Raw genomic sequence first — 23,948 nt, forward strand, 5'->3', positions numbered from 1 at the left:
TCGTAGCCCGCACACGCAAAACGACCCCGGCGGTGTCCGCCGGGGCCGCTGCGTTCGTCTCCGCGGGTGTCAGACCCCGGTGCGGGCCTTCGTCCGCGCGTTGCGACGCTTGAGGGCGCGCCGCTCGTCTTCGCCCATACCGCCCCAGACGCCGGCGTCCTGGCCGGTCTCCAACGCCCAGGCAAGGCATTCAGTGGTCACCGGGCACCGGTTGCACACCAGTTTCGCGTCCGCAATTTGCGCAAGCGCGGGCCCGCTGTTTCCTACCGGGAAGAACAGCTCCGGGTCCTCGTCACGACAAACGGCCCTGTGGCGCCAATCCATACCTGGTCACTCCTCACTATGTGCGCTGCTCGACGCAGTGCTCTGTGCACAGCAGTGCGCACAGACATTTTCTTCGACTGTTCAGCGGGCGCAAAGAACCGTTACAGTTTGCATCCGATAATGTGATCGTTTCACAGGCTGAACAGATGTCAATAGCATTCGCGCGCCCGTGGGCAATGTCACGTCGGGCGCCGTTGGCCGACCCACTGCCGGATACACTCCCCGTTTGTACTACACTGAGCGCGAATTGTGCGTTATTTTCGCCTGTGAATCGCTATCTCCGCAGTTCAGGCGGGGTTTTTTGCGGGTGGCGCGACGACGCTGAGGGCGTCGGGGACCGCACGGAACGTCATGTCACTCCGCAGACCGAGGTAGTCGCCATCGATCTGGGTGGCGATCCCGGCTTCATCACCACCGGCACAGGTGACCCGCACCGTGGACACGTCATCGTCGCGGATGAGGTGCTTGGCGGCCATCTTGGGCTCCTTGGCGAACATCTGCCGGACCAGGCGCAGATTCGGGATCAGCTTCATGCTGGTGATTGCCCACACCCCCAACCCGGTCTCGAAGGTGCAGTCGGGGTTGGTGAACACCGGCCGGGTGTTGGCGTAGGTCCAGGGCCTGGTGTTGGACACGAAGGCGAAGTGCACACCCTCGACCGGGTCGTGGCCGGGAAGTTGCAGGGTCAGCTTCGGGTCGCTGCGGGCACTTGTCAGCATCGCCGCCACGGCCACCCGGATATAGCGCGCTGCGCTGACCTTGCGGCCCTTGGCGCGTTGCGCCTCGACCGCTGCCACCACCTCGCCGTCCACGCCCATCCCGGCGTTGAACACAGCCCAGCGCTCGCCACAGTCGATCAACCCGACGCGCCGCCAGCTACGGTTCGGCCCATACTCGCCGAGCAGGTCGATGAGTTGGTTGGTGGCGTCGACCGGATCTGCCGGGATGCCCAGGGCCCGGGCGAACACGTTCGCCGACCCGCCCGGCACCACCGCGACCGCCGGGACGTGTCCTTGCGGCACCGTTCCGGGCGTGCCCAGCAATCCGTTGACCACGCCGTGCACGGTGCCGTCGCCGCCATGAACGATGACCAGGTCGACCCCATCCTGGGCCGCCGCCTGCGCCAACTCGGCGCCGTGACCACGGTGGTGGGTGTGTTCCACGGTCAGCTGCAGCCGGCTTTCCAGAGCGTGTACCAGCAGGTCACGGCCGGCCGGGGTGGTGGAGGTAGCGGTGGGGTTCACGATCAGCACGGCGCGCACGAGGTCCGAGTCTAGGCGCGGGCTGGTTACGCTGACGGCATGACCGTCCCCGTCGCCCCGGCAGTCGTGCGCCGCGCGGGCCTCCTGGTCGCCGCCGAAGGCGCGGTCGGGCTGGTCGTTGCGGTGGTGCTGGTGTTACGGGGAATCGGCGGCGCCGACCAGCGTGTCGTCGGCGGAGCCAGCCTGGCCGTCTGCTTCGCCCTGGTCGGCGGCGGCGTGCTGGGGGCCGGGTGGGCGTTGGCCCGCGGCCGGCCCTGGGGGCGCGGCGCCGCGGTATTCGCCAACCTGCTGTTGCTGCCGGTCAGCTGGTACGTCGCGGTCGATTCGCATCGGTGGGGCTACGGCATCCCGATTGGTGTGCTGGCGCTGGGCGTGCTGGGGCTGCTGTTCAGTCCGGCCGCGGTGCGCTGGATCGCCGCGCGTGACCGCTAGCCCGCTGCCAGCGCGGTGAGAGCCGGACCGGACAGCCGGTAGGTGGTCCAGCCGTGTTGCGGTTGGCCGCCGACCGCGTCATACAGCGCGATCGCGTCGCTGTTCCAGTCCAGCACTGCCCACGACAGCCGGCTGTAGCCGTTGGTGACGCATTCGGCGGCCAACGTCTGCAGCAATGCGCGCGCCAGCCCGCGCCGGCGAAATCGCGGCCGTACGTACAGGTCTTCCAGGTGCACGCCCGCAACGCCATCCCAGGTGGAGAAATTGTGGAACCACAGCGCCACCGCTGCGACCTCGCCGTCCACCTCGGCCACCTGAGCGCGTACGGTGGCTGGATCGCCGAAAAGGGCTTCCTGCATGTGTGTTTCGGTCACCGTGCATTGTTCGGCGGCATGCTCGAAGTCGGCCAGCTCGTGGATCATCGCGGTGATGTCGGGGACGTCGGCGGGCTGGGCGGACCGGATGCCTTCACTCACTGTGCGCTCCCAGTGCTCGGAGGATGGTCGTGAATTTCGTTGTGGTTTCCGCTACTTCGTCATCTGGATCGGATTCGGCGACGATCCCGCCACCGGAATGCGCGATGACAGTGCGGCGGTCGGCGGACAGTAGTGCACCGCGGATCGCCACCACCCACCGGCCGTCTCCGGCGGCGTCGCACCATCCGACCGCGCCGGCATAGAAACCGCGATCACCCTCCAACGAGGTGATGAGTCGGGCGGCGTCGCTGGTCGGCACCCCGCCGACCGCCGGCGTCGGGTGCAGCGCCAGCGCCAGATCCAGTGCGGTGATGGAGGTATCACGCAACCGGCCGGTGATCGGTGTGCTCAGGTGCCACAGCGCTGCGGTGTGGCTCAGCTGCGGCTCCGCGGCGATCTGCAGGTCGACGCACAACGGCTGCAGGGCCTCGTGCATGGTGTCGATCACCAGTTGATGTTCGTGACGGTTCTTCCCCGACGCCGCCAGGGTGGTGCCGCTGACGCGGTCGCGCTCGGGATCAGCTGAGCGCGGCGCGGATCCGGCGAACGGTCGGCACGTCACCTGATCGCCGGTGCGTGCCACCAGCAGTTCCGGGCTGGCGCCCACCAGGGCGGTACCGGTAAACGGGTCACCGGCCGCCGTCAGGTCGACCAGGTAGCCGTAGCCGGTGGGGTCCGCGGCGATCAGCCGCCGCAGGATCGTCATGGCATCCAGCGGAGCGTCGGCCACCAGCTGCAGCGCCCGGGCCAACACCACTTTGCGCAGTGTCGTGCCCGGCGCGGTCAGCTCGTCCAGCGCCCGGCGGATGCGCTCGCGATGCTGTGCAGGCGTCGGCATCGTCGCGGCGATGCGGACCGTCGGGAGCGGACCCGCCGGTGGCTCGTCGAATCCGCCGGATCGGGTCACCGTGTCCGGGACAATCAGTGCGGCGGGTGCGGCAACGTCGAACGGTAACGCTCCCAACATGATTGGAGCCGCACCCGAGCGCAGCGCGGCCTGCGCGGTCGCGGCGTCGCGATAGCGGGCACGTACCCCCTCGGCGAACAGCGTCCCGGTCGGCCCGCATAAGACGAACGGCGGGCCGCTCACCGGCCGGTCAACCCGAGCGCAGCGATTTGACGCACCCCGTGCTCGAAACCGCAGACGGCGACCGAGCCTGCGGACATGCCGAAGCGGGAGCCCTCGACCAGCGGCAGTTCGAGCCAGCGGGTGATGACCGCCCGGGAGAAGTGGCCGTGTCCGACGAACACCACGTCACGCGAAACCAACGCGGCCAACGCCAGCTGCACCGCCTCATCGGCGCGGTCGCTGACCGCCGCGACACTTTCACCGTCCGCGCAGCCGTGCGTCCATACCAGCCACCCGGGTTGGGATTCGCGGATCTGCGCGGTGGTCAGCCCCTCATACGAACCGTAATCCCATTCGGCGAGCAACTCGGAGGTCGCGTCGACACGCAGGCCCGCCAACTCGGCGGTGGCCTGCGCGCGGCGGCGTGGGCTGCTGATCACGAGCGGCTGATCGAGGTTCAGTGCGCTCACCACGCCGGCGGCGCCGCGCGCCTCCCGGCGACCGGTGGCGGTGAGCTCCAAGTCGGTGCGCCCGGTGTGTTGGCCCGATTTCGACCATTCCGTCTCGCCGTGGCGCAGCAGCACCAGCCGATGATTCTCGACAGTTCCTAGGCCCACGCCGACCGATTGTGCCCGACGGTGCCAGGATGGGCACTTGTGACCGCCGGCACAACGCCGTGCGACGCGAGAGGAGGAGCGGTGCCAATGGCCCGCGCCGACGACGATGCAGAGCGAAGCGATGAGGAGGAGTGGCGCCTGTGACTGAAGCCCGGGTTCTGGCGGTGGCCAACCAGAAGGGTGGGGTGGCCAAGACGACGACGGTGGCGTCGCTGGGAGCGGCGTTGGTGGACCAGGGAAGGCGGGTCCTGCTCGTCGACCTCGACCCCCAGGGCTGCCTGACGTTCTCGCTGGGCCAGGATCCCGACAAGCTGCCGGTGTCGGTGCATGAAGTACTGCTCGGCGACGTGGAGCCCAACGCTGCGCTGGTGGACACCGCCGAGGGCATGACCCTGCTGCCGGCCAACATCGACCTGGCCGGCGCCGAGGCGATGCTGTTGATGCGGGCCGGCCGCGAGTACGCCCTCAAACGGGCGCTGGACAAGATCGCCGACTCCTTCGACGTGGTGATCATCGACTGCCCGCCGTCGCTGGGAGTCCTGACGCTCAACGGCCTGACCGCTGCTGACGAGGTCATCGTGCCGCTGCAGTGCGAGACGCTGGCGCACCGCGGGGTGGGGCAGTTCCTGCGGACGGTGTCCGACGTCCAGCAGATCACCAACCAGAACCTGCGCTTACTGGGCGCGTTGCCGACGCTGTACGACTCGCGCACCACGCATAGCCGTGATGTGCTGCTCGACGTCGCCGACCGTTACGACCTGCCCGTGTTGGCCCCACCGATTCCCCGCACCGTCCGGTTCGCCGAGGCCAGCGCGTCGGGATCGTCGGTGCTGGCCGGGCGCAAGAACAAGGGGGCGGGCGCCTACCGGGAGCTGGCCGCGGGGCTGCTGAAGCACTGGAAGTCCGGCAAGGCGCTGCCTACGTTCACCCCGGACGTCTAGCGTCTGGTCCGTTGGCCGCGAACGTGCACAGAATGCCAGGTTTCGCGGGGTAATCCCGTACAGGTGTGCACCCTCGCGAGGGAACTCAGCGCAGCCCCACCAGGGTGTCACCGCGCTGTTCGATCACCGTCGAGCCCGACACCGCGGGAATCACCGCGGCAGGCCCGTCGGGTCGAGTCAGTGCGATCACACGTTCGCGCTCTCCACTGGCCGGCGCGTAGACGCCGAGTCCATCGCTGACCGGGACCAGCAGTCTGCCCGCCATGATCGCGCCCGGACCGACCGGAACCGAATCTCCCTCCGGGTGAATGGTGTAGCGGTAGGTCAGGTTCGCCGCGTTGAACACCAACACGTCGCTGCCGGTCCACCAGGTGACGACGTCGCCGGTGCTGGAGACCGCGGCCGCCGCCGCTGCAGCGCTGCCCAACAGGGTGCTGGACACGGTGGCGCCGGCCTGGTCAAACACGTCGACCCGCGGTTTGGCGGCCGGCAGGTACACCAGGGTCTGGTTGTCCGAGACGGCCAGCACCCGGGCACCGGAATCGGCGTTGACTCCCGGCAGCGGGACATAACGCGCCTCGGGCTCGTCCTCATCCTTGCCCGCTCGCAACAGGGCAAGCCGCACATCGGCTTGGTCCGGGCAGGATTCCAGCACCGACACCGCCGAGGATCCGGCCGCCGCCGACAACAGGGTGCACCCGGTGCCCAGACCGTGTAGCGACGGCTTGACCGGCGCGTCGATCTCCCCGTAGGACAGCATCCGGACCAGATCCGATCGCCACAGCTCCAGCCGGGTCGGACCGGCCGACAGCACCGCCGAGCCGTTGGAGGTCACGCTGACGTGCTTGTCGGAGTAGCTGGTACGCGCGGGGCCCCGCTGACCGGTGGCCGCATTGACCGCGCTGACCTGCCCGCAGCCCCGGGCGTCGGGGTAGACGGCCAGCGCGTAGTGGTAGACGTACGACACCGCACACAGGTCGCGGTCACGGGCGTAACTCCACCGGGATTCCGCGGTTCCCGGGTCACGCCCATCCATCTGGTGCCCGTCGCCGGTGACCAGCGTTCCGGACACCAGGACGGGGCGGCTGGTTGCCGGGCTGGCGACACTCCAGCGCTGGGACAGCGTCGCCGGCACCTCGCGGGCCGCGGACGGCTCCGGCCCGGGGGACGTGGCAGGTCGGCTCTGGGTGGCGCGGGCGTCGCTGGTCCACCAGATCAGGGCGGCGGCGACGGAGACGACCAGGATGATCGCCGCGACGGCCATGACGTCGGCCTTGGTGCGGCGCTCGGGTTTGACCATTCGTTAGTCGGCGGTCGCCGCGCCGGCTTCCGCCGCCTTGCGGGGACGGCGCCGGCGGCGACGGCGTCCGGCGTGCTCGCCGGACGACGGGGCCGCGGCGGCCTCGGCGGCCGGGGCCTCACCGTTGGTGACCGGGCCGGTGACGGCTTTGCCGCCGCGGGTGCGTTGCCGGGTCCGGTTGCTGGCCGGGCGCCGCGAACCGGCGCTGTCGGCTTTGTCGCCCTTGTCATCACGCGCGGCCCGTTTGACCGGTGACTTGCGCGGCGAGCCGACGGTGCCGGTGGCCTCGGTAGGAATGTCCAGTTCCTCGTAGAGGTGCGGGGAGCTGGAGTAGGTTTCGGCGGGCTCGGGGCAGCCCAGGTCCAGCGCCTTGTCGATCAGCGTCCAGCGGGCCAGCTCGTCCCAGTCCACCAGGGTGACCGCGATGCCGGTTCGGCCGGCGCGGCCGGTGCGGCCGATGCGGTGCACGTAGGTCTTCTCGTCGTCGGGGCACTGGTAGTTGACGACGTGGGTGACGTCGTCGATATCGATGCCACGGGCAGCGACATCGGTGGCGACCAGCACGTCGATGTCGCCCTTGCGGAACGAGGTGAGGGCCTTCTCGCGGGCCACCTGGCCCAGGTCGCCGTGCACGGCGCCCACCTTGAAGCCGCGTTCGGCCAGCTCGTCGGCGACCTTCTGGGCGGTGCGCTTGGTGCGGGTGAAGATCATGGTGGCGCCGCGGCCGTTGGCCTGCAGCACCCGGCTGAGCATTTCGACCTTGTCCAGCGCGTGCGCGCGGTACACGAACTGCTTGGTGTTGTCGTGCACCGCCGAATCCTGGGGTGCCTCGGCGCGGATGTGCGTCGGCTGGTTCATGAAGGTGCGGGCCAGCGTGATGATCGGGTCGGGCATCGTCGCCGAGAACAGCATCGACTGGCGGTCGTCGGGGATCTGGGCCAGGATGCGCTCGATGTCGGGCAGGAACCCCAGGTCCAGCATCTCGTCGGCCTCATCGAGCACCAGCACCGACAGCCCGCCCAGCTGCAGGTGGCCCTGCTGGGCCAGGTCCAGCAGCCGGCCCGGGGTGCCCACCACCACGTCGGCGCCGGCCTGCAGCGCCTCGATCTGCGGCTCGTAGGGACGTCCGCCGTAGATCGACACCACCGACAACGGCCGGTCGCCCGCGGTGAGGTACTTGGCGGCGCCGGTCAGGTCGCCGTACACCTGGATGCACAATTCGCGGGTGGGAACCACCACCAGGGCGCGCGGCGCGCCGGTCAGCGGGCGGGTGTCGTCGGCGGTGACCCGGTTCAGCAGCGGAACGCCGAACGCGTAGGTCTTGCCCATCCCGGTGCGGGCCTGCCCGATCAGGTCGTCGCCGGCCAGCGCCAGCGGCAGCGTCAACTCTTGGATGGCGAACGGCGACTCGATGCCGTCTTCGGCCAGCGCGCGCACGATCTCATCGCGAACGCCCAAGGTGGCGAAGGTGGTATGGGGGGTATGCAGAAGCGGGCTCATGCGTGGCAAAGGCCTTTCGGTGTCAGTCTCGTGTGCGTCATCGAGGGTTTCGGGCGCGCACGAGGTGACGGTCGAACTTTGCCGGTGGCGGCCGCCGCGCTCATCTGGGCGGGGCCGACTGCGTGCACGCACATTTCTTCGGTAGCGCCGTCTGGGCACTATCCGCTCTTCATGGTACTTGGTCGTGGGCTGTGAACCCGCATCCGCGCGAGCGGTGAGCGTCAGCCGGGCGCAGCGGGTCACCACCAGATGGGCGGCGGGGTGATCGCCAGGGCGGCGAAGCCGGGCGCAGCGGGTCACCACCAGATGGGCTTAAAGTGGCCGCATGAGTTCGCCTCCGCCAGCAGACCAGTTGACCGATCCTCCGGCGTCGCGGCTGCCAGCGGACCACCCCGGCATCAACGAGTTGTTCGCGTTTTTGGCCTACGGCGAAGTGGCCGCGTTCTATCGGCTCACCGATGAGGCGCGGATGGCACCTGACCTGCGCGGGCGCATTTCGATGGCGAGCATGGCCGCCGCGGAGATGGGGCACTACGAATTGCTGCGCGACGCGTTGGAGCAGCGCGGTATCGATGTGGTGGCGGCGATGTCGAAGTACGCCCCCGCCCTGGAGGCCTATCACCGGCTGACCACGCCGAGTACGTGGCTGGAAGCCCTGGTCAAGACCTATGTCGGGGACGCGCTGGCCGCCGACCTGTACCTGGAGATCGCCGGCGGGTTGCCCGCCGAGACGGCCGACGTGGTCCGTGCCGTGCTGGCCGAGACAGGACACTCCCAGTTCGTCGTCGCCGAGGTGCGGGCAGCCACGGCCAAGCAGCGCAGCCGCCTGGCGCTGTGGTCGCGCCGACTGCTCGGCGAGGCGTTCACCCAGGCTCAGTACGTGCTGGCCGACCACGACGAACTGGTCGACCTGGTGATGTCCGGGCCAGCCGGGCTGGGCCAGCTCACCGGCTTCTTCGAACGGTTGCAGCACACCCACGACCAACGGATGCGCGAGCTCGGCCTGGCCTGATCTGCCCGTGACCAGCACGCCCGCCCAGCACCTGCGCGACCTCGCGCGGCTGCGTCGGGTCCGTGACCGGATCGACCGGGATTACGCGCAACCGCTGGACGTCGAGGCGCTGGCTCGCGGCGTGCACATGTCGGCCGGGCACCTCTCGCGCCAGTTCAAGATCGCCTACGGCGAATCGCCGTACTCCTACCTGATGACCCGGCGCATTGAGCGCGCGATGGCGCTGTTGCGTCGTGGCGATCTGAGCGTCACCGAGGTTTGTTTTGCGGTCGGCTGCGCATCGCTGGGCACCTTCAGCTCCCGCTTCACCGAACTTGTCGGGATGCCGCCGAGCAGCTACCGGGACCGGACCGCCCATCTCACCGCGGGGATCCCGTCGTGCCTCGAGAAACAGGTGAGCAGACCGGTCAGGAATCGAGAAGCGCCGGCGATCACGCTGCACCTACCGTGACCGTCATGAACATCACCATTCATTCCAGCTTCCTGCCACACGACGACCCGGAAGCGTCGCTGGCGTTCTATCGCGACGTTTTGGGCTTCGAGGTGCGCCTGGACGTCGGCAACGGCAGGATGCGCTGGATCACGGTTGGTCCTCCCGACCAGCCCGACACGTCAATCGTGCTGTATCCGCCCGGCGCCAACCCCGGCGTCACCGATGACGAGCGGCGGGTCATCGCCGAGATGATGGCGAAGGGCACCTACGCCACGCTGCTGCTGGCCACCAAGGATCTCGACGCCACATTCGAACGAGTGCAGTCCGGGGATGTCGAGGTGGTCCAGGAGCCCACGGACCAGCCGTACGGGGTGCGCGACTGTGCGCTGCGGGATCCGGCCGGAAACATGGTCCGCATTCAGCACCGGGCCTGATCAGCGGGTGCAGGTGGTGACCATCGAGTTGTTGGCCGACACTGCCAGCGGCTGGCCGGCGGCGTCGACAATCGAGCAGTTCAGCTGTCCGAACAGGCTCGTCGCCGTCACCGACTCGATGTTCACCCCGGGGTTCAGCACCACCGTCTTGGTCCACGGCAACGCCACGTTGAGCTCGGTGTGCGGGACGCCCTGTTCGTCGGTGTAAACCACGCTGACCAGGTCGAGCAGCTGTTTGGTGCCGGTCACCCGGTAGACGACGGTGCGCGGATTGACCATTGGCGGCGCAGGGACGGCGGCTTCGGGCGCCGCGGGCGGTGCCGGCTCCACCGAGGACTGACTCGGCGGCACCGCCGGGGTCAGGGTGGTCACCGTCTCCGGGGACCGCGACGCGCTGGGGGCCGGGGCTGTTGGGGTGGCGACCACGGTGCGGGTCGGGGGCGGCCCGACCACGGTCTCCTGGGCGCCGCCGCTGTCGCTGTTGAGGATCACCGCGGTGGTGACAGCGGCGGCCAGGAACACGCCACCGGCGACCACGGCGATGGGACGCCACCGCTGATCGACGGGCGCGGCGTACTCGTCGTAGTCGTCGTAATCGGCGTCGTACCCGTAGTCGGCGTAGTCGTCCTCGGGATAGTCGACGTATCCCGGGGAACCCTGTTCGCGAGTCCTCAAGTCGTACACGCGTCGACGGTATGTGGCGAATATCTGCAGGCCACCGTGGCGCGCGGGGGCGTTACGGCATTGTTGTCGCTCCGTTATGCGCACGGCGAACGACTGGCACGCACCATCGCTCGGCGGCGTCTACTAGCCTGCGTACGAACGCCTAACGAGAAAGGGGCCAGCGTGGAGGTCAAGATCGGGGTCACGGACAGTTCGCGGGAACTGGTCTTCGCCAGTGCGCAGACGCCCGACGAAGTTGAGAGTCTGGTCACCGACGCGCTGGGCAAGGGCGCCGAGGGCTCGGCGGTGCTGGCTCTGAGCGACGAGAAGGGCCGCCGATTCCTGGTTCAGACGGCCAAGATCGCCTATGTCGAGATCGGGGTGGCCGACAGCCGCCGGGTCGGCTTCGGCATCGGGGCGGGTCCCGCTAGCGGGTAAGGGGGACGTGCGATAGCCCGCCCCAGGCGAACACCACGGTGCCTTCGACCGCGGCTTCTTTGGAGATCGGGCGGTCGCTGTCCAGCCAGTAGCGGGCGCAGTCGACACTCAACGCGACCAGCCCCACCGCGATCATCCGGGCGCGGTGCGGCTCCAGCCCGGAGTCGTGGCTGACCAGGTCGAAAATGGCGTCGATGCAGGACTCGGTGGCCACCCGGACCTGGGCAGCCACCTGCGGCTCGCTGACGTAGTCGTTTTCGAAGATCAGCCGGTAACCCTGGCCGTCGTGCTCGATGAAGTCGAAGAACGCCTGGACCGCCGAGCGCAGCCGCTGCTGGTTGTCGGTGGTGGTGCGCAGCGCTTGGCGCACCCCCGACACCAGGTTCTCCACATGCCGTTGCAGGACCGCCAGATACAGCTCCAGCTTGGATGAGAAGTGTTGGTAGAGAACAGGTTTGCTCACGCCCGCCCGGTCGGCGATCTCGTCCATTCCGGCGGCGTGATACCCGCGGTCGACGAACACCTCGCTGGCGGCGATGAGCAGCTGACCGCGGCGTTCGTCGCGCGGTAGCCGGTTGCCGCGACGGTTGCCGCTGGCCGGGTTGGCGCTGCGTTCGGTCGTCGGGGCAACTTCGCTCATCGAGTCCTCAATCTGCGTTATTGCCGCTAGCGATCACTACACGCCGGCGGCTTGTCGCAACAGACATTACTACCGTCGCCTCCGGCTGCCCTGCACCGCAGGCCTGTACCGGGGCGGTGGGATCGGCTTCGGCGCGCCAGGAATCCCAGCTAAAGCGGGTTGTGCCATCCTGGGACGGTGACCTACGACCCGGCGCGGCGCGGCGGCGGTGGAGTGCCGATGCTCCGCGACGAGTGGCGAGAGCCGCTACGCGCCCAGCGTGACCCCCTCGCCGGGGAGTCCGGGCGGGCTCGGTCCAATCGCGACACCCGCCGCCAATGGCGCAAGCAGACATGGCTGGGACGGTTCGTGTCCACCTACGGCTGGCGAGCCTATGCGCTGCCGGTGCTGGTGGCGGTCACCGGGGTGGTGCTGTATCAGACGGTGACCGGCACCAGCGCGCCGGCTCCGGCCATTGACCCGCCGGTCCAGGGGCCGCCGACCATCGGGGCATCGGGCACCGCGATCATCGGTGCGCCGCCGCGGGGACTGACCGAATTCGACGCCAGCCTGCCCGCCGGCCAGCTGCCCGACGGGGGAGCGTTCACCGAAGCAGGCGACAAAACCTGGTACGTGGTGCCCGGCGTCACCGACAAGATCGGTGAGGGCACCGTCAAGACCTTCCGCTACACCGTCGAGGTCGAAGGCGGAATCGACACCGCCCCGTTCGGTGGTGCCGAGGCGTTCGCCAGCATGGTCGACAAGACGCTGACGGACCCCCGGAGTTGGATCCACAACCCGCAGTTCGCCTTCATCCGTATCGACGTCGGTGAACCGGATTTCAGGATCTCGCTGACCTCGCCGCTGACGGTGCGGGAGGGCTGCGGCTACGACATCCAGCTGGAGTCGTCCTGTTACAACCCGGTCTACGGGTTCGACAAGCAGCCGCGGGTGTTCATCAACGAAGCGCGCTGGATGCGCGGGGCGATCCCGTTCCAGGGCGATACCGGTTCCTACCGGCAGTACCTGATCAACCACGAGGTCGGCCACGCCATCGGCTACCAGCAGCACGAGTCATGCGACAAGCAGGGCGGACTGGCCCCGGTGATGATGCAGCAGACGTTCTCCACCTCCGATGACGACGCCGCAACGTTCGACCCGGACTGGGTGAAGGCCGACGGCAAGACCTGTCGGTTCAATCCGTGGCCGTACCCGATCGCCTGAAGCCGGGCAATCGAGCCCCGCAGCGTTCGCCGTATCGTCGGTGGCATGAGCACGCCTCTGCCGCCGCTGGTCACACCGGCAGCTGAGCTGACCCCCGCCGAGGTCGCCCGCTACAGCCGCCACCTGATCATCCCCGACATGGGTGTCGACGGGCAGAAACGGCTGAAGAACGCGCGGGTGTTGGTTATCGGTGCCGGCGGCCTGGGCGCCCCCACCCTGCTGTACCTGGCGGCTGCCGGGGTCGGGACGCTGGGCATCGTCGACTTCGACGTCGTCGACGAGTCCAATCTGCAACGCCAGATCATTCACGGGGTCTCCGACATCGGCCGGCCCAAGGCGCAGTCCGCCCGCGACTCGATCGCCGCGATCAACCCGTTGGTGCGGGTGCGGCTGCACGAGGAGCGGTTGACGTCGGCCAACGCCGTCGACCTGTTCGCGCAATACGACTTGATCCTGGACGGCACCGACAACTTCGCCACCCGCTACCTGGTCAACGACGCTGCGGTGCTGGCGCACAAGCCGTATGTGTGGGGGTCGATCTACCGTTTCGAGGGGCAGGCCGCCGTGTTCTGGGAGGACGCACCCGACGGACGCGGCCTGAATTACCGCGACCTGTACCCGGAGCCGCCGCCGCCGGGCACCGTGCCGTCGTGCGCCGAGGGCGGTGTGCTGGGCGTGCTGTGCGCCTCGGTCGCCGCGGTGATGGGCACCGAGGCGATCAAGCTGATCACCGGGATCGGCGAGTCGCTGCTGGGACGGGTGTTGCTGTACGACGCGTTGGAGATGAGTTACCGCACCATCACGCTCCGCAAGGATCCGGCGACCCCGAAAATCACCGAACTGATCGACTACGAACAGTTCTGCGGGGTGGTGCCCGATGTGGCCGAAGCAGTCGCCGACGCCACGATCACCCCGCTTGAGCTGCGGCAATTGTTGGACTCCGGGGCCAAGGTGGCCGTCATCGACGTGCGTGAGCCGGTGGAGTGGGCGATCAATCACATCGAGGGCGCCGAGCTGATCCCGCAGTCGACGATCGACTCCGGTGAGGGTCTGGCCAAGCTGCCGCAGGACCGGATTGCGGTGCTGTACTGCAAGACCGGCGTTCGGTCGGCCGAGGTGTTGGCGACGTTGAAGAAGGCCGGATTCGCCGATGCCGTGCACCTGCGGGGCGGAATTGTGGCGTGGGCCAAGCAGATGCAGCCCGACATGGTCATGTACTGAGCCGTTGCGGGCCGTTGCACCGTTAGGCTAACGGGGTGACCCTCGAGCCGCCGCCCGAACATGTGCTGGCGGCGTTCGGCTTGAGCGGTGTGCGCGCCGCCCCGCTGGGTGCCAGTTGGGAGGGTGGCTGGCGCTGTGGGGAAGTGGTGCTGTCCTTGGTGGCCGATCATGCGCGCGCCGCCTGGTCGGCCAAGGTCCGCGAAACGTTGTTCGTCGACGGGGTGCGGTTGGCCCGTCCGGTGCGCTCCACCGATGGCCGCTATGTCGTGTCGGGGTGGCGGGCCGACACGTTCGTCGCCGGCGCACCCGAACCACGCCACGACGAAGTGGTGTCGGCGGCGATCCGGCTGCACGAGGCCACCAGCAAGCTGGAGCGGCCGCGGTTCCTGACCCAGGCGCCGGTCGCGCCGTGGGCCGAGGTCGACGTGTTCATCGCCGCTGATCGGGCAGCTTGGGAGGAGCGTCCGTTCGCCTCGTTGCCGTCGGGGGCACGGGTGGCTCCCGGATCAGCCGACGCGCAGCGCTCGATCGATCTGGTCAAACAGTTGGCCGGGCTGCGCAAGCCGACCAAGAGCCCGAATCAGCTGGTTCACGGCGACTTGTACGGCACGGTGCTGTTCGCCGGCGCCGCCGCGCCGGGCGTCACCGACATCACCCCGTATTGGCGGCCCGCATCCTGGGCCGCGGGGGTGGTCGTGGTGGATGCCCTGTCGTGGGCCGAGGCCGACGACGGTCTCATCGAACGGTGGGATGCGATGCCGGAATGGCCGCAGATGCTGTTGCGGGCGTTGATTTTCCGGCTCGCGGTCCATGCCTTGCACCCGCGGTCCACCGCGGAGGCGTTTCCCGGGCTGGCCCGCACCGCGGGACTGATCCGGCTGATTTTGTAGTCGGGGCTTCTCAGCGAATGTCGACTTGATGCACGGTCCGTCGGCTCGAGGCGTGCAACAGCTCGACACTCGGCGCGCTAGGACGTGTTAGAAGATATGCCGGACCTCGGCGAGCCTGACCCGGCCGTCATCGGCCAGCACCCCTTCGGCGCGCAGCCGTTCGAGTTGGCGGGTGCTCAGGTGGGGAGCCGGTCGCCCGGACGCACGGATCACCCGATGCCACGGTAGGTCCGCGGAGTCGGTGCGCATGATCCATCCGACGATGCGCGGGCTGGAAAGCCCTGCCGCGGAAGCGATATCGCCGTAGGTGGCGACGCGTCCGGCGGGAATCGCCGCGACCAGGGCGCGGACCGCCTCCACCTGTTCGTCGGTTACCGCAGCCATCAGGTCAGCGCAGCCGCTCGCGGATCAGCTCGGCGACCTCGGCGGGCCGCGCGTGCGGCACCATGTGATGGCAGTCCATATCCACCAGCCGGAAGGCCGGTCCCAGTCGCGCGCTGAGCCCCGCGATCAGGTCCTCACCCACATACGGCGGTGTGGTTCGACTCGCCCGTACCAGGGTCGTCGCGATGCCCGGCGCCGGCAACACGGCGTCGCGGGCCAGTTCGCTCCAGTAGGACATCATCGCCGGCACGCTGATCCGCCAGCCGTAACGCCCATTCGGCAGGGTGATCAGGTGTTCGTCGAGTTCGGCATCCAGCACCGCCGGGTCCACGTCGGCCCACGAGCCGTGCTCCTTCTCGGCACGGGCTTCGGCGGCATCGGGGTAGTCGGGCGAGGCCAGCATCGCCTCGGCGATGTCGCGCATCCATTCGCCATCCAGACCGACGGCAGGGTCCAGCAGCACCAGCGCCGCCACCAGATCCGGTCGGTCCGCGGCCAGACGAAGCGCGATGGCACCGCCGAACGAATGCGAGACCACCAGCACCGGCGTGTCGGCGTGCTGCTCCAGCAGCGTCACGAGCTCCGCGACGTTGGCGTCGATGGTCCACGGTGCCGCCCACGAGGAACGACCGTGGCCCAGCAGATCCGGTGCGAGCACATTGAACTCGCTCAGGTGGTCTTCGGACAAGTGCTGCCAGCGCTGGCCGTGACCCGTCAGGCCGTGGATCGCCAGGATTCGCGCCGGTCCGGGTGGCCCGTAGCGGTGCGCGTGCAAAAGGCCGCTCATCCTGCTGATGTTGCCAGCCGCCCGGCCCGGACCGTCGCGGCGGGGCGGCCGGGCGCACCGATCACGGGCTGCGTCGCCCCCTTTTTCCGGGCCGGCCGTCCGCGGGCAATCCCCGATCGGCTCTCAACCTGGCATTGTCGGTGCGCAGCGCCGTGTTGTGGGCCTCCAGCTGGGTGTTCCGGGTCTCGAGGTCCAAGATCTGGCCGATGCCGGCCAGGTTTACTCCTTGCGCGACGAGGTCGGTGATGTGCTTGAGACGGTCGAGATCGTCGTCGCTGTAGCGCCGGGTACCGCCGTCGGTGCGGCCCGGAGTCAGCAGCCCCCACCGCTCGTAAAGCCGCAACGTCTGCTGGCCGATTCCCGACAGCTCGGAGGCCACCGAGATGCCGTACACGCCCCGCGCAGACCGCGATGCCGAGCCATCGGTCACTTACTGCTCCATCCGTCCAGAAAACATGATGAACCCCCTTGCGGAAGCCTACCGCAAGTGATAATAAAGAATCTGCATCAGATGTCATAGATTTAATACGTGGCGAGGAGGTGAAATATGATGCTGATGCGTACAGATCCGTTCCGCGACCTGGACCGGTTGGCCCAACAGGTGCTGGGCACGGCCGCCCGGCCGGCCGTCATGCCGATGGACGCGTGGCGCGACGGTGATCAGTTCATTGTGGAGTTCGATATGCCTGGAGTGCGGCCGGATTCGCTGGACCTCGACGTCGAGCGCAACGTGCTCACCGTCCGAGCGGAGCGCCCGGAGCTCGATCCTGGCCGAGAGATGGTGTCGGCGGAACGCCCGCGCGGCGTGTTCAGCCGTCAGCTGTTCCTCGGCGACAACCTCGACACCGAAAAGATTGCCGCCAGCTACAACGACGGCGTGCTACGGCTCGCCATTCCGGTGGCCGAGCGCGCCAAGCCGCGCCGCATCGCCATCAGTCACGAGGGCGAGCGCGAGGCGATCAACGCCTGAGCGGCCCGGGGCAGTCTCAAGGTGCTGAGGCGCGCGCCGGAGACCACGCGGTGACTCCGTGCCGTCCCACCTACTGCGACACCTGAGGCGTGACGGACGCCGTTCATCGGCGCCGGCAGGCGCATCGCCACTTGTCGTGGCTGTTTCGCGAGGACCGCACGGCTGTCATCACCGAGGGTGGGCGCGCGGCGCCGATTCCGGCCCGCGTGCCCACCCGCACCGGCGGTGCGGCGCTGGGTGTGTCGCCCGGGTTTGTCAGACCCCGGTGGTGTGATGGCCGGGTGAGTGAACGCTGGGGTCTCGAGGCGCGCGCCGCGCTGGATCCGGCGCGGCGCGGCGTTCTGCGGGTGCTGGGCGGTCCGGGCACCGGCAAGACCACGTTGCTGGTCGACGCCGCCGTCGCACACGTCGCCGCCGGGGCCGACCCCGAGTCGGTACTGCTGCTCACCCCCGGCAGGATCGCGACCGCAGCACGCGCCGCGATGACGACCGCGCTGCTGCGGGCCCGCCCCGCCGGTCGGCCGGTGATCCGAGAACCGCTGGTGCGCACCGTGCACGGCTATGCGTTCGCGGTGCTGCGGCTGGCCGCCCAGCGCAGCGGCGGACCGCCGCCGCGGCTGCTCACCGGCGCCGAGCAGGACGGCATCATCCGGGAGTTGCTCGCCGGGGACCTCGAGGACGGCGGCGACTGGCCGGAGGCGCTGCGCCCGGCGCTGGGTACCGACGGCTTCGCCACCGAACTTCGCAATCTGTTGGCCCGCTGCGCCGAACGGGGCATCGACCCGCTCGCTTTGCAGCGGCTGGGGCGGTCAGCGGCGCGACCGGAGTGGACGTCGGCCGGCCGCTTCGCGCAGCAGTACGAGCAGGTGATGTTGCTGCGGGCCGCCGTGGGCACCGCCGCCCCGCAAGCGACGATGCCGGCGCTGGGTGCCGCCGAACTTGTCGGCGCGGCGCTCGACGCGTTTGCGACCGATCCGGAACTGCTGAGCGCAGAACGCGCGCGCCTGCGGGTGTTACTGGTCGACGACGCGCAACAACTCGACCCGCAGGCTGCCCGTTTGGTGCGGGTACTGAGCGGCGGGGCCGAGGCGACCCTGCTCGCCGGAGACCCACACCAGGCGGTATTCGGGTTCCGCGGCGCTGATCCGGGCGCGCTGCTGGGCGGGGACACCCCGTCGGTGGCGTTGTCGGTGTCGCATCGCTGCGCACCCGCCGTGGCCCGCGCCATCAGCGGCATCGCCGGGCGGCTGCCGGGCGCCGGGGCCGGACGGGTCATCGAGCCCACCGGAGTCGACGAGGGATCGGTGCGGGTGCAACGGGCCGGTTCCGGTCACGCCGAGGCGGCGCTGATCGCCGACTCGCTGCGTCGAGCCCACCTGATCGACGGCGTTCCCTGGTCGCAGATGGCGGTGATCGTGCGGTCGGTGCCGCGGGCCGCGGCGCGGCTGCCGCGTGCGCTGGCCGCCGCCGGTGTCCCGGTGGCCGCGCCGGCTGCCGGTCGCGGCTCGCTGGCCGAGCAGCCCGCGGTGGCCGCGTTGCTCACCGTGCTGGCGGCGGCCGGCGACCGGCTGACCGGGGAGCGCGCGCTGGCCCTGATCACGGGCCCGATCGGACGGGTGGACCCGATCTCGTTACGTCAGCTGCGGCGCATCCTGGACCGGTCGGCGTCGGGAGACTTCGGCGATCAGTTGGCGGCGGTGATCGCCGGTGCGGACCCGGATCGGCTGCCCGAGCGCACTGCGCGCTCAGTACGACGGGTGCGTGCGGTGCTGAAGGCCGCCGCCGACTGCGGCGACGATCCGCGGTACGCGCTGTGGCAGGCCTGGCACAAATCCGGTCTGCAGCAGCGCTGGCTCGCAACCAGCGAGCGCGGCGGGACGGCCGGCGCGCAGGCCGGTCGCGACCTGGACGCGGTGACCGCTTTGTTCGACCTCACCGAGCAATACGTATCCCGCACCGCCGGGGCGTCGCTACCGGGGCTCGTCGACCACGTCATCGCGCTGCAGCTGGCGCCGACGCAGCCCGAACCGGCGCCGCACACCGAGGCGGTCACGGTGCTCAGCGCGCACGCGGCGCTCGGGCGTGAGTGGGATCTGGTGGTCGTCGCCGGCCTTCAGGACGGGTTGTGGCCCAACACCGTGCCACGCGGCGGGGTGCTGCGCACCCAGCAACTGCTCGACCGGCTCGACGGCATCGGTGCGGACGCCTCCGCGCGGGCACCGCTGTTGGCCGAGGAGCGCCGGCTGCTGGTGGCGGCACTGGGCCGCGCACGTCGCCGGCTGGTGGTCACCGCGGTCGACGGTGAAGCCTGCGACGGCGAGGAGATGCCGTCCGTCTTCTTCACCGAATTGGCGCAGTTCGCCACCGCGACAGCCGATTCCACACCCGCGGTCGCCCCGCCGGTGCTATCCGTACCGGCCGTGGTGGGCCGGCTCCGCGCAGTGGTGTGCGCGCCGCAGGACGCCGTCGACGCTGCCTCCCGGGCCTGCGCGGCAACACAATTGGCACGGCTTGCCGACGCCGGCGTGCCGGGCGCGGACCCGGCCGGGTGGTACGGAATGCTGCCGGACAGCACCAGCGAGCCGCTGTGGCGGGGGCCGGACCACGTCGTCACACTGTCGCCGTCCACGGTGCAAACCCTCACCGACTGTCCGCTGCGCTGGCTGGCCGAGCGACACGGCGGATCCGACCGGCGGGATCTGGGCTCGGCGGTCGGATCGCTGCTGCACGCGCTGATCGCCGAGCCGGGACGAACCGAACAACAACTGGTCGATGCACTCGAACGGGTGTGGCCGCAGCTGCCGTTCGAGTCGCCGTGGTACGCGGCCAACGAACTGGCCCGGCATCGCGCCATGCTGCTGAGGTTCCTGGAGTGGCGGGCAGCAACCCGCGGCCATCTGACCGAGGTCGGTGTGGAAGTCGACGTCGACGGGATGGTGGACGGTGTCCGGCTGCGTGGCCGGGTCGACCGAGTGGAGCGCGACGCCGCCGGCCGGTTGGTCATCGTCGACATCAAAACCGCGAAATCCCCGGCCACCAAGGACGACGCGCAGCGGCACGCCCAGCTGGCCGCCTACCAGCTGGCGGTATCACGCGGCCTGCTGGGCCGGGGCGAACAGCCGGGCGGAGCGCGGCTGGTCTACCCCGCCAAACCCGGTGCTGCCGGCGCCACCGAACGAGAGCAGGACGCGCTGACCCCGCAGGCCGGCGACGAATGGCGGGCGCGGCTGGCGCAGGCGGCCGCCGCCACCGCCGGCCCGCAGTTCGTCGCCCGGGTCAACGACAGTTGCCGGCACTGCCCGATCCGGCCGAATTGTCCCGCCCACGCGGAGCCCGCGCAGTGACCCGGTACAGCCCCGCCGACCTGGCCGCCGAACTCGGCCTGCATCAGCCGACCGACGAGCAGGCCGCGGTGATCGCCGCGCCGCCGGGCCCGCTGGTGGTGATCGCCGGTGCGGGCGCCGGCAAAACCGAGACGATGGCCGCGCGGGTGGTCTGGCTGGTCGCCAACGGTTTCGCGGACCCGGGTCAGGTGCTGGGATTGACGTTCACCCGCAAGGCCGCCGGCCAACTGCTGCGCCGGGTGCGGACCCGGCTGGCCCGGCTCGCCGGCACCGGACTGGTATCCGGCGCTCCCGCCGTGGAGGCGGCGGCCACCCCCACCGTCAGCACCTACGACGCCTTCGCCGGTTCGCTGCTGCGGGAACACGGGGTGCTGCTCGGCGTGGAACCCGACAGCCGACTGCTCAGCGAAACCGAACGGTGGCAGCTGGCCTTCAACGTCGTCAGCGGCTATACCGGTGCGCTGGACACCGACAAGGATCCGGCCGCGGTCACGGCGATGATGTTGGCGCTGTCCGGGCAGCTGGCCGAACACCTGGTGGACACCGACGCGCTTCGCGACACCCACGGCGAGTTGGAACGGCTGATTCTCACCCTGCCGGCCGGGCGCTACCAGCGGGGCAGCCCCAGCCAGTGGTTGCTGCGGTTGCTGGACACCCAGACCCATCGCGCCGAGGTGGTACCGCTCATCGATGCGCTGCATCAGCGGATGCGGGCCCAGAAGGTGATGGACTTCGGGACGCAGATGGCCTCCGCCGCCCGGCTGGCGACCGCGTTTCCTCAGGTCGGGCAGCAGTTGCGCAGCACCTACCGGGTGGTGCTGCTCGATGAGTACCAGGACACCGGGCACGCTCAGCGCGTCGCGCTGTCGGCGTTGTTCGGCGGGGGAGTCGACGACCAGCTGGCGCTGACCGCGGTCGGCGACCCGATCCAGTCGATCTACGGCTGGCGCGGTGCCTCGGCAACCAACCTGCCCCGGTTCGCCACCGACTTTCCGCGCTCGGACGGCAGTCCGGCACCCACGTTGGAACTGCGTACCAGTTGGCGCAACCCGCCCGAGGTGCTGCAGGTCGCCAACGCGGTCTCGGCGGAAGCGCGGCGGCGCTCGGTCGCCGTGCGCACGCTGCGCGCCCGCCCGGACGCGCCGCACGGCAGCGTCTGCGCGGCCCTGCTCGCCGATATCGCCGCCGAACGGGAATGGGTGGCCGATCACCTACAGCAGCGTTACCGGCAGGCCCGGGCAGCCGGCCTTGCTCCGCCCACCGCGGCAGTTCTGGTGCGCCGCAACGCCGATGCGGCGCCGATGGCCGCGGCGATCGCCGCCCGCGGCGTCCCGGTGGAGGTGGTGGGGTTGGCCGGTCTGCTGTCGGTGCCCGAGGTCGCCGATGTGGTGGCGATGCTGCGACTGGTGGCCGATCCGGCCGCCGGTGCCGCGGCCATGCGAGTCCTGACCGGGCCGCGCTGGCGCCTCGGCGGCGCCGACCTGGCCGCGTTGTGGCGCCGGGCTGGGGAACTCGCGGCGCCGAGCCGCGCCGACGGGCCTGCCCTCGAGCAGATCGCCGCACAAGCCGGACCCGACTCCGATACCGCATGCTTGGCCGATGCGGTCGCCGATCCCGGTCCGGCACACCGCTATTCCGATGTCGGGTTTCGGCGCCTAGCGGCGCTAGCCGACGAGTTGACGGCGTTGCGCACCCGGCTGTCGCACCCGCTGACCGACCTGGTCGCCGAGGTTCGCCGGGTACTGGGAGTGGAGATCGAAGCCCGAGCGGCGCGGACTACTGGGGCCGGCTGGAGCGGCGCGGAGAACCTCGACGCCTTCGGCGACGTGGTCGCCGGCTACGCCGAACGCGCCGCGGGCAACGCCGCGGCCGCCACCGTGGGCGGCCTGCTGGCCTACCTGGACGCCGCTGAGATCGTCGAAAACGGTTTGACCCCAGCGCCTCCCGTCGCCGCGGCCGACCGGGTGCAGGTGCTCACGGTGCACGCCGCCAAGGGCCTGGAATGGCAGATCGTGGCGGTGCCGCATCTGGTTGCCCGGGTGTTCCCGTCCACCGCGGTGGGGGGCAGCTGGTTGACCGACGCCGGCGAATTGCCGCCGCTGCTGCGCGGTGACCGCGTGTCACTGGGGGCCCATGGTGTCCCGGTACTGGACACCTCCGATGTCACCGACCGAAAGCAGTTGTCCGACAAGATCGCCGAGCATCGGCGTCAACTGGATCAGCGGCGTGTCGACGAGGAGCGCCGGCTGCTGTACGTGGCGATCACCCGCGCCGAAGACACGCTGCTGGTGTCTGGGTACCACTGGGGCGACACCGGGGTCAAGCCGCGGGGGCCGTCGGAGTTCCTCACCGAACTCAAAGCGGCGGTCGAGGAGACGGGGGCGGGCGTCATCGAACAGTGGGCATCCGCGCCCGCGGACGGAGAGCCGAACCCGCTGCGCGGCAACGCTGTCGAAGCGGTCTGGCCCGCGGACCCGCTGGGTATCCGGCGCCGCGACGTCCAGGCCGGGGCGGCGCTGGTGTCCGCCGCGATGAGCGGTGACCTGGATGCCGGGGCGGATCCTGCCGGTTGGGCCGCCGACGTCGACGCCCTGCTGGCCGAGCGGGCCCGGGCTGCGACAGCGCCGGATGCGGTGCTGCCCAGCCAGGTGTCGGTCAGCAATCTGGTCGATCTGGGCCGCGACCCGGCCGGCGCGCGGCGCAGGCTGGCGCGTCGACTGCCCACCCGGCCGGACCCGCATGCCCGGCTCGGCAGCGCTTTTCATGACTGGGTGCAGCGTTTCTACGGCGCCGAGCGGTTGTTCGACCTGGTCGACCTGCCCGGGGCGGCGGACACCGAGGTCGCACAGGCCGACGCCGAGGACCTGGCGGACTTGCAGGCGGCGTTCCAGGGGTCGCCGTGGGCGTCGCGCACTCCCGTCGCGGTTGAGGTGCCGTTCGAGATGGCCCTGGATGACACCGTGGTGCGCGGCCGCATCGATGCGGTGTTCGCCGACGCCGACGGCGGTTTCACCGTGGTGGATTGGAAGACCGGCGACCCGCCCGCCGGGCAGGATGCCGCCCGCGCCGCCGCGGTCCAACTCGGCGTCTACCGGCTGGCGTGGGCGGCACTGGCGGACTGCCCGGAATCCGCGGTGCGTACCGTATTCCACTACGTGCGCCTGGGCACCACCGTCGTCCCCACCGAGCTGCCGGAACTCGACGACCTGGCGACGCTGCTCTGCCCGTCTACGCCGGGTCCCGCCTGATCCGCAGCGCTGCGACGATCATCGGAATCTGCAGCGGCAGGCGGGCGATCGCCCCGATCCGCATCGGCCATGGTTTGTTCCACCACATGCGCACCATGTTCAGGTTGCCGGGGAATACACCGACGAACACGGCGACGGCGGCCGAGGCGCCGAGCCGACGGGTCCGGGGCGCCAACAGCAACGCGCCGGCGGCCAGCTCGGCCACCCCCGATGCATAGGTGTACAGGCGCGGGCTGCCGGGCAGCTCGGTGGGGATGATCGCATCGAAGGGCTTCGGCGCCACAAAGTGCAGCGAACCCATGCCGAGCAGCAGCGCGGCAAGCCGGTGGGCGGGAGTCATGGTTACATTGTGGGGTGCAC

General features: G+C 69.9%; 25 protein-coding genes. 12 read left to right on the forward strand and 13 right to left on the reverse strand.

Features of this window, described 5'->3' with window-relative positions:
• Positions 1-69 precede the first annotated feature (69 nt).
• On the reverse strand, positions 70-324 hold the full coding sequence (gene whiB1 / locus AC5Y36_RS14445; RefSeq protein ID WP_071027132.1) for a transcriptional regulator WhiB1: 255 nt from the start codon (positions 322-324) through the stop codon (positions 70-72).
• 287 nt (positions 325-611) lie between these two features.
• Positions 612-1,586: a diacylglycerol/lipid kinase family protein gene (locus tag AC5Y36_RS14450; RefSeq protein WP_500041606.1), complete on the reverse strand. Its 975-nt coding sequence runs from the start codon at positions 1,584-1,586 to the stop codon at positions 612-614.
• A 39-nt stretch (positions 1,587-1,625) separates the two neighbouring features.
• Here AC5Y36_RS14450 and AC5Y36_RS14455 point away from each other — a divergent pair, with 39 nt between their 5' ends.
• Positions 1,626-2,018 (forward strand): hypothetical protein, encoded by a 393-nt coding sequence (locus AC5Y36_RS14455; RefSeq protein ID WP_500041607.1) that lies wholly within the window; start codon positions 1,626-1,628, stop codon positions 2,016-2,018.
• Here AC5Y36_RS14455 and AC5Y36_RS14460 read toward each other — a convergent pair.
• Genes AC5Y36_RS14460 through AC5Y36_RS14470 form a run of 3 tightly spaced genes read right to left on the reverse strand, consistent with a single transcriptional unit; the run spans position 2,015 to position 4,180 of the window.
• Positions 2,015-2,440: a GNAT family N-acetyltransferase gene (locus AC5Y36_RS14460; RefSeq protein WP_500041655.1), complete on the reverse strand. Its 426-nt coding sequence runs from the start codon at positions 2,438-2,440 to the stop codon at positions 2,015-2,017. The two genes, AC5Y36_RS14455 and AC5Y36_RS14460, sit on opposite strands and share 4 nt — an antisense overlap.
• Positions 2,441-2,486: 46 nt before the next feature.
• The gene (locus tag AC5Y36_RS14465; RefSeq protein WP_500041608.1) at positions 2,487-3,584 is read right to left on the reverse strand and encodes an isochorismate synthase; all 1,098 of its coding nucleotides are present in this window, start codon (positions 3,582-3,584) and stop codon (positions 2,487-2,489) included.
• Positions 3,581-4,180 carry an acid phosphatase gene (locus tag AC5Y36_RS14470; protein ID WP_500041609.1) on the reverse strand — a complete coding sequence of 200 codons (600 nt, stop codon included), beginning with the start codon at positions 4,178-4,180 and terminating at the stop codon, positions 3,581-3,583. Before AC5Y36_RS14470 ends, AC5Y36_RS14465 begins: the two co-directional genes overlap by 4 nt.
• A gap of 140 nt (positions 4,181-4,320) precedes the next feature.
• Between AC5Y36_RS14470 and AC5Y36_RS14475 the strand changes: the two genes are divergently transcribed.
• Positions 4,321-5,121, forward strand: a complete 801-nt coding sequence (locus tag AC5Y36_RS14475) for a ParA family protein (RefSeq protein WP_500041610.1) — start codon at positions 4,321-4,323, stop codon at positions 5,119-5,121.
• Positions 5,122-5,206: 85 nt separating this feature from the next.
• Here AC5Y36_RS14475 and AC5Y36_RS14480 read toward each other — a convergent pair whose 3' ends face one another.
• On the reverse strand, positions 5,207-6,421 hold the full coding sequence (locus AC5Y36_RS14480) for an Rv3212 family protein (protein WP_500041611.1): 1,215 nt from the start codon (positions 6,419-6,421) through the stop codon (positions 5,207-5,209).
• Between the two features lie 3 nt (positions 6,422-6,424).
• Complete coding sequence (locus AC5Y36_RS14485; protein ID WP_500041612.1) at positions 6,425-7,921, reverse strand: DEAD/DEAH box helicase; 1,497 nt, start codon at positions 7,919-7,921, stop codon at positions 6,425-6,427.
• A 325-nt stretch (positions 7,922-8,246) separates the two neighbouring features.
• Between AC5Y36_RS14485 and AC5Y36_RS14490 the strand changes: the two genes are divergently transcribed.
• From AC5Y36_RS14490 to AC5Y36_RS14500, 3 genes are read left to right on the forward strand one after another with little or no spacing between them, the layout of a single operon-like run.
• Positions 8,247-8,933: a ferritin-like fold-containing protein gene (locus AC5Y36_RS14490; protein WP_500041613.1), complete on the forward strand. Its 687-nt coding sequence runs from the start codon at positions 8,247-8,249 to the stop codon at positions 8,931-8,933.
• A gap of 7 nt (positions 8,934-8,940) precedes the next feature.
• Complete coding sequence (locus AC5Y36_RS14495; RefSeq protein WP_500041614.1) at positions 8,941-9,384, forward strand: helix-turn-helix transcriptional regulator; 444 nt, start codon at positions 8,941-8,943, stop codon at positions 9,382-9,384.
• Between the two features lie 5 nt (positions 9,385-9,389).
• Positions 9,390-9,800, forward strand: coding sequence for a VOC family protein (locus tag AC5Y36_RS14500; RefSeq protein ID WP_500041615.1), 411 nt, complete (start codon positions 9,390-9,392; stop codon positions 9,798-9,800).
• Here the strand turns inward: AC5Y36_RS14500 and AC5Y36_RS14505 are convergent, their stop codons facing one another.
• Positions 9,801-10,484, reverse strand: coding sequence for an MmpS family transport accessory protein (locus AC5Y36_RS14505; protein WP_500041616.1), 684 nt, complete (start codon positions 10,482-10,484; stop codon positions 9,801-9,803).
• Positions 10,485-10,646: 162 nt separating this feature from the next.
• On the opposite strand from AC5Y36_RS14505, the gene AC5Y36_RS14510 reads away from it, so the two are divergent.
• Positions 10,647-10,901: a DUF3107 domain-containing protein gene (locus AC5Y36_RS14510; protein WP_500041617.1), complete on the forward strand. Its 255-nt coding sequence runs from the start codon at positions 10,647-10,649 to the stop codon at positions 10,899-10,901.
• Here the strand turns inward: AC5Y36_RS14510 and fasR are convergent.
• Positions 10,891-11,541, reverse strand: a complete 651-nt coding sequence (gene fasR / locus AC5Y36_RS14515; RefSeq protein WP_500041618.1) for an HTH-type transcriptional activator FasR — start codon at positions 11,539-11,541, stop codon at positions 10,891-10,893. The genes AC5Y36_RS14510 and fasR overlap by 11 nt on opposite strands.
• Positions 11,542-11,718: 177 nt before the next feature.
• Between fasR and AC5Y36_RS14520 the strand changes: the two genes are divergently transcribed.
• From AC5Y36_RS14520 to AC5Y36_RS14530, 3 genes are read left to right on the forward strand one after another with little or no spacing between them, the layout of a single operon-like run.
• Positions 11,719-12,744 (forward strand): DUF3152 domain-containing protein, encoded by a 1,026-nt coding sequence (locus AC5Y36_RS14520; RefSeq protein WP_500041619.1) that lies wholly within the window; start codon positions 11,719-11,721, stop codon positions 12,742-12,744.
• A 45-nt stretch (positions 12,745-12,789) separates the two neighbouring features.
• The gene (moeZ, locus tag AC5Y36_RS14525) at positions 12,790-13,965 is read left to right on the forward strand and encodes an adenylyltransferase/sulfurtransferase MoeZ (protein ID WP_500041620.1); all 1,176 of its coding nucleotides are present in this window, start codon (positions 12,790-12,792) and stop codon (positions 13,963-13,965) included.
• Between the two features lie 35 nt (positions 13,966-14,000).
• Entirely contained in the window at positions 14,001-14,855 is an 855-nt protein-coding gene (locus AC5Y36_RS14530) for a TIGR02569 family protein (protein WP_500041621.1), read from the forward strand.
• 87 nt (positions 14,856-14,942) lie between these two features.
• On the opposite strand, the gene AC5Y36_RS14535 is transcribed toward AC5Y36_RS14530, so the two are convergent.
• The 3 genes from AC5Y36_RS14535 to AC5Y36_RS14545 form a co-directional block, all read right to left on the reverse strand.
• Entirely contained in the window at positions 14,943-15,239 is a 297-nt protein-coding gene (locus tag AC5Y36_RS14535) for an MGMT family protein (RefSeq protein ID WP_500041622.1), read from the reverse strand.
• Between the two features lie 4 nt (positions 15,240-15,243).
• Positions 15,244-16,026: an alpha/beta fold hydrolase gene (locus AC5Y36_RS14540; protein ID WP_500041623.1), complete on the reverse strand. Its 783-nt coding sequence runs from the start codon at positions 16,024-16,026 to the stop codon at positions 15,244-15,246.
• 61 nt (positions 16,027-16,087) lie between these two features.
• Positions 16,088-16,456, reverse strand: coding sequence for a MerR family transcriptional regulator (locus AC5Y36_RS14545; RefSeq protein ID WP_500041624.1), 369 nt, complete (start codon positions 16,454-16,456; stop codon positions 16,088-16,090).
• A 117-nt stretch (positions 16,457-16,573) separates the two neighbouring features.
• On the opposite strand from AC5Y36_RS14545, the gene AC5Y36_RS14550 reads away from it, so the two are divergent.
• The 3 genes from AC5Y36_RS14550 to AC5Y36_RS14560 all read left to right on the forward strand — a co-directional run bounded on the left by AC5Y36_RS14550 (position 16,574) and on the right by AC5Y36_RS14560 (position 23,588).
• Positions 16,574-16,996 carry an Hsp20/alpha crystallin family protein gene (locus AC5Y36_RS14550; RefSeq protein ID WP_500041625.1) on the forward strand — a complete coding sequence of 141 codons (423 nt, stop codon included), beginning with the start codon at positions 16,574-16,576 and terminating at the stop codon, positions 16,994-16,996.
• A gap of 281 nt (positions 16,997-17,277) precedes the next feature.
• On the forward strand, positions 17,278-20,340 hold the full coding sequence (locus AC5Y36_RS14555) for an ATP-dependent helicase (RefSeq protein ID WP_500041656.1): 3,063 nt from the start codon (positions 17,278-17,280) through the stop codon (positions 20,338-20,340).
• Positions 20,283-23,588, forward strand: a complete 3,306-nt coding sequence (locus tag AC5Y36_RS14560; protein ID WP_500041626.1) for an ATP-dependent helicase — start codon at positions 20,283-20,285, stop codon at positions 23,586-23,588. The genes AC5Y36_RS14555 and AC5Y36_RS14560 overlap by 58 nt, the downstream gene beginning before the upstream one ends.
• Here the strand turns inward: AC5Y36_RS14560 and AC5Y36_RS14565 are convergent.
• Complete coding sequence (locus tag AC5Y36_RS14565) at positions 23,569-23,928, reverse strand: DoxX family protein (protein ID WP_500041627.1); 360 nt, start codon at positions 23,926-23,928, stop codon at positions 23,569-23,571. The two genes, AC5Y36_RS14560 and AC5Y36_RS14565, sit on opposite strands and share 20 nt — an antisense overlap.
• Between the last annotated feature and the right edge of the window lie 20 nt (positions 23,929-23,948).

It is taken from the genome of Mycobacterium sp. NGS50 (genome assembly GCF_059812545.1).

Bases quoted from the DNA above. Each gene is read 5' to 3' on its own strand.
- whiB1 (WP_071027132.1), bottom strand. From the start codon at position 324: ATGGATTGGCGCCACAGGGCCGTTTGTCGTGACGAGGACCCGGAGCTG.
- AC5Y36_RS14455 (WP_500041607.1), top strand. From the start codon at position 1,626: ATGACCGTCCCCGTCGCCCCGGCAGTCGTGCGCCGCGCGGGCCTCCTG.
- AC5Y36_RS14460 (WP_500041655.1), bottom strand. From the start codon at position 2,440: ATGATCCACGAGCTGGCCGACTTCGAGCATGCCGCCGAACAATGCACG.
- AC5Y36_RS14480 (WP_500041611.1), bottom strand. From the start codon at position 6,421: ATGGTCAAACCCGAGCGCCGCACCAAGGCCGACGTCATGGCCGTCGCG.
- AC5Y36_RS14485 (WP_500041612.1), bottom strand. From the start codon at position 7,921: ATGAGCCCGCTTCTGCATACCCCCCATACCACCTTCGCCACCTTGGGC.
- AC5Y36_RS14490 (WP_500041613.1), top strand. From the start codon at position 8,247: ATGAGTTCGCCTCCGCCAGCAGACCAGTTGACCGATCCTCCGGCGTCG.
- AC5Y36_RS14500 (WP_500041615.1), top strand. From the start codon at position 9,390: ATGAACATCACCATTCATTCCAGCTTCCTGCCACACGACGACCCGGAA.
- fasR (WP_500041618.1), bottom strand. From the start codon at position 11,541: ATGAGCGAAGTTGCCCCGACGACCGAACGCAGCGCCAACCCGGCCAGC.
- moeZ (WP_500041620.1), top strand. From the start codon at position 12,790: ATGAGCACGCCTCTGCCGCCGCTGGTCACACCGGCAGCTGAGCTGACC.
- AC5Y36_RS14535 (WP_500041622.1), bottom strand. From the start codon at position 15,239: ATGGCTGCGGTAACCGACGAACAGGTGGAGGCGGTCCGCGCCCTGGTC.
- AC5Y36_RS14540 (WP_500041623.1), bottom strand. From the start codon at position 16,026: ATGAGCGGCCTTTTGCACGCGCACCGCTACGGGCCACCCGGACCGGCG.
- AC5Y36_RS14550 (WP_500041625.1), top strand. From the start codon at position 16,574: ATGATGCTGATGCGTACAGATCCGTTCCGCGACCTGGACCGGTTGGCC.
- AC5Y36_RS14565 (WP_500041627.1), bottom strand. From the start codon at position 23,928: ATGACTCCCGCCCACCGGCTTGCCGCGCTGCTGCTCGGCATGGGTTCG.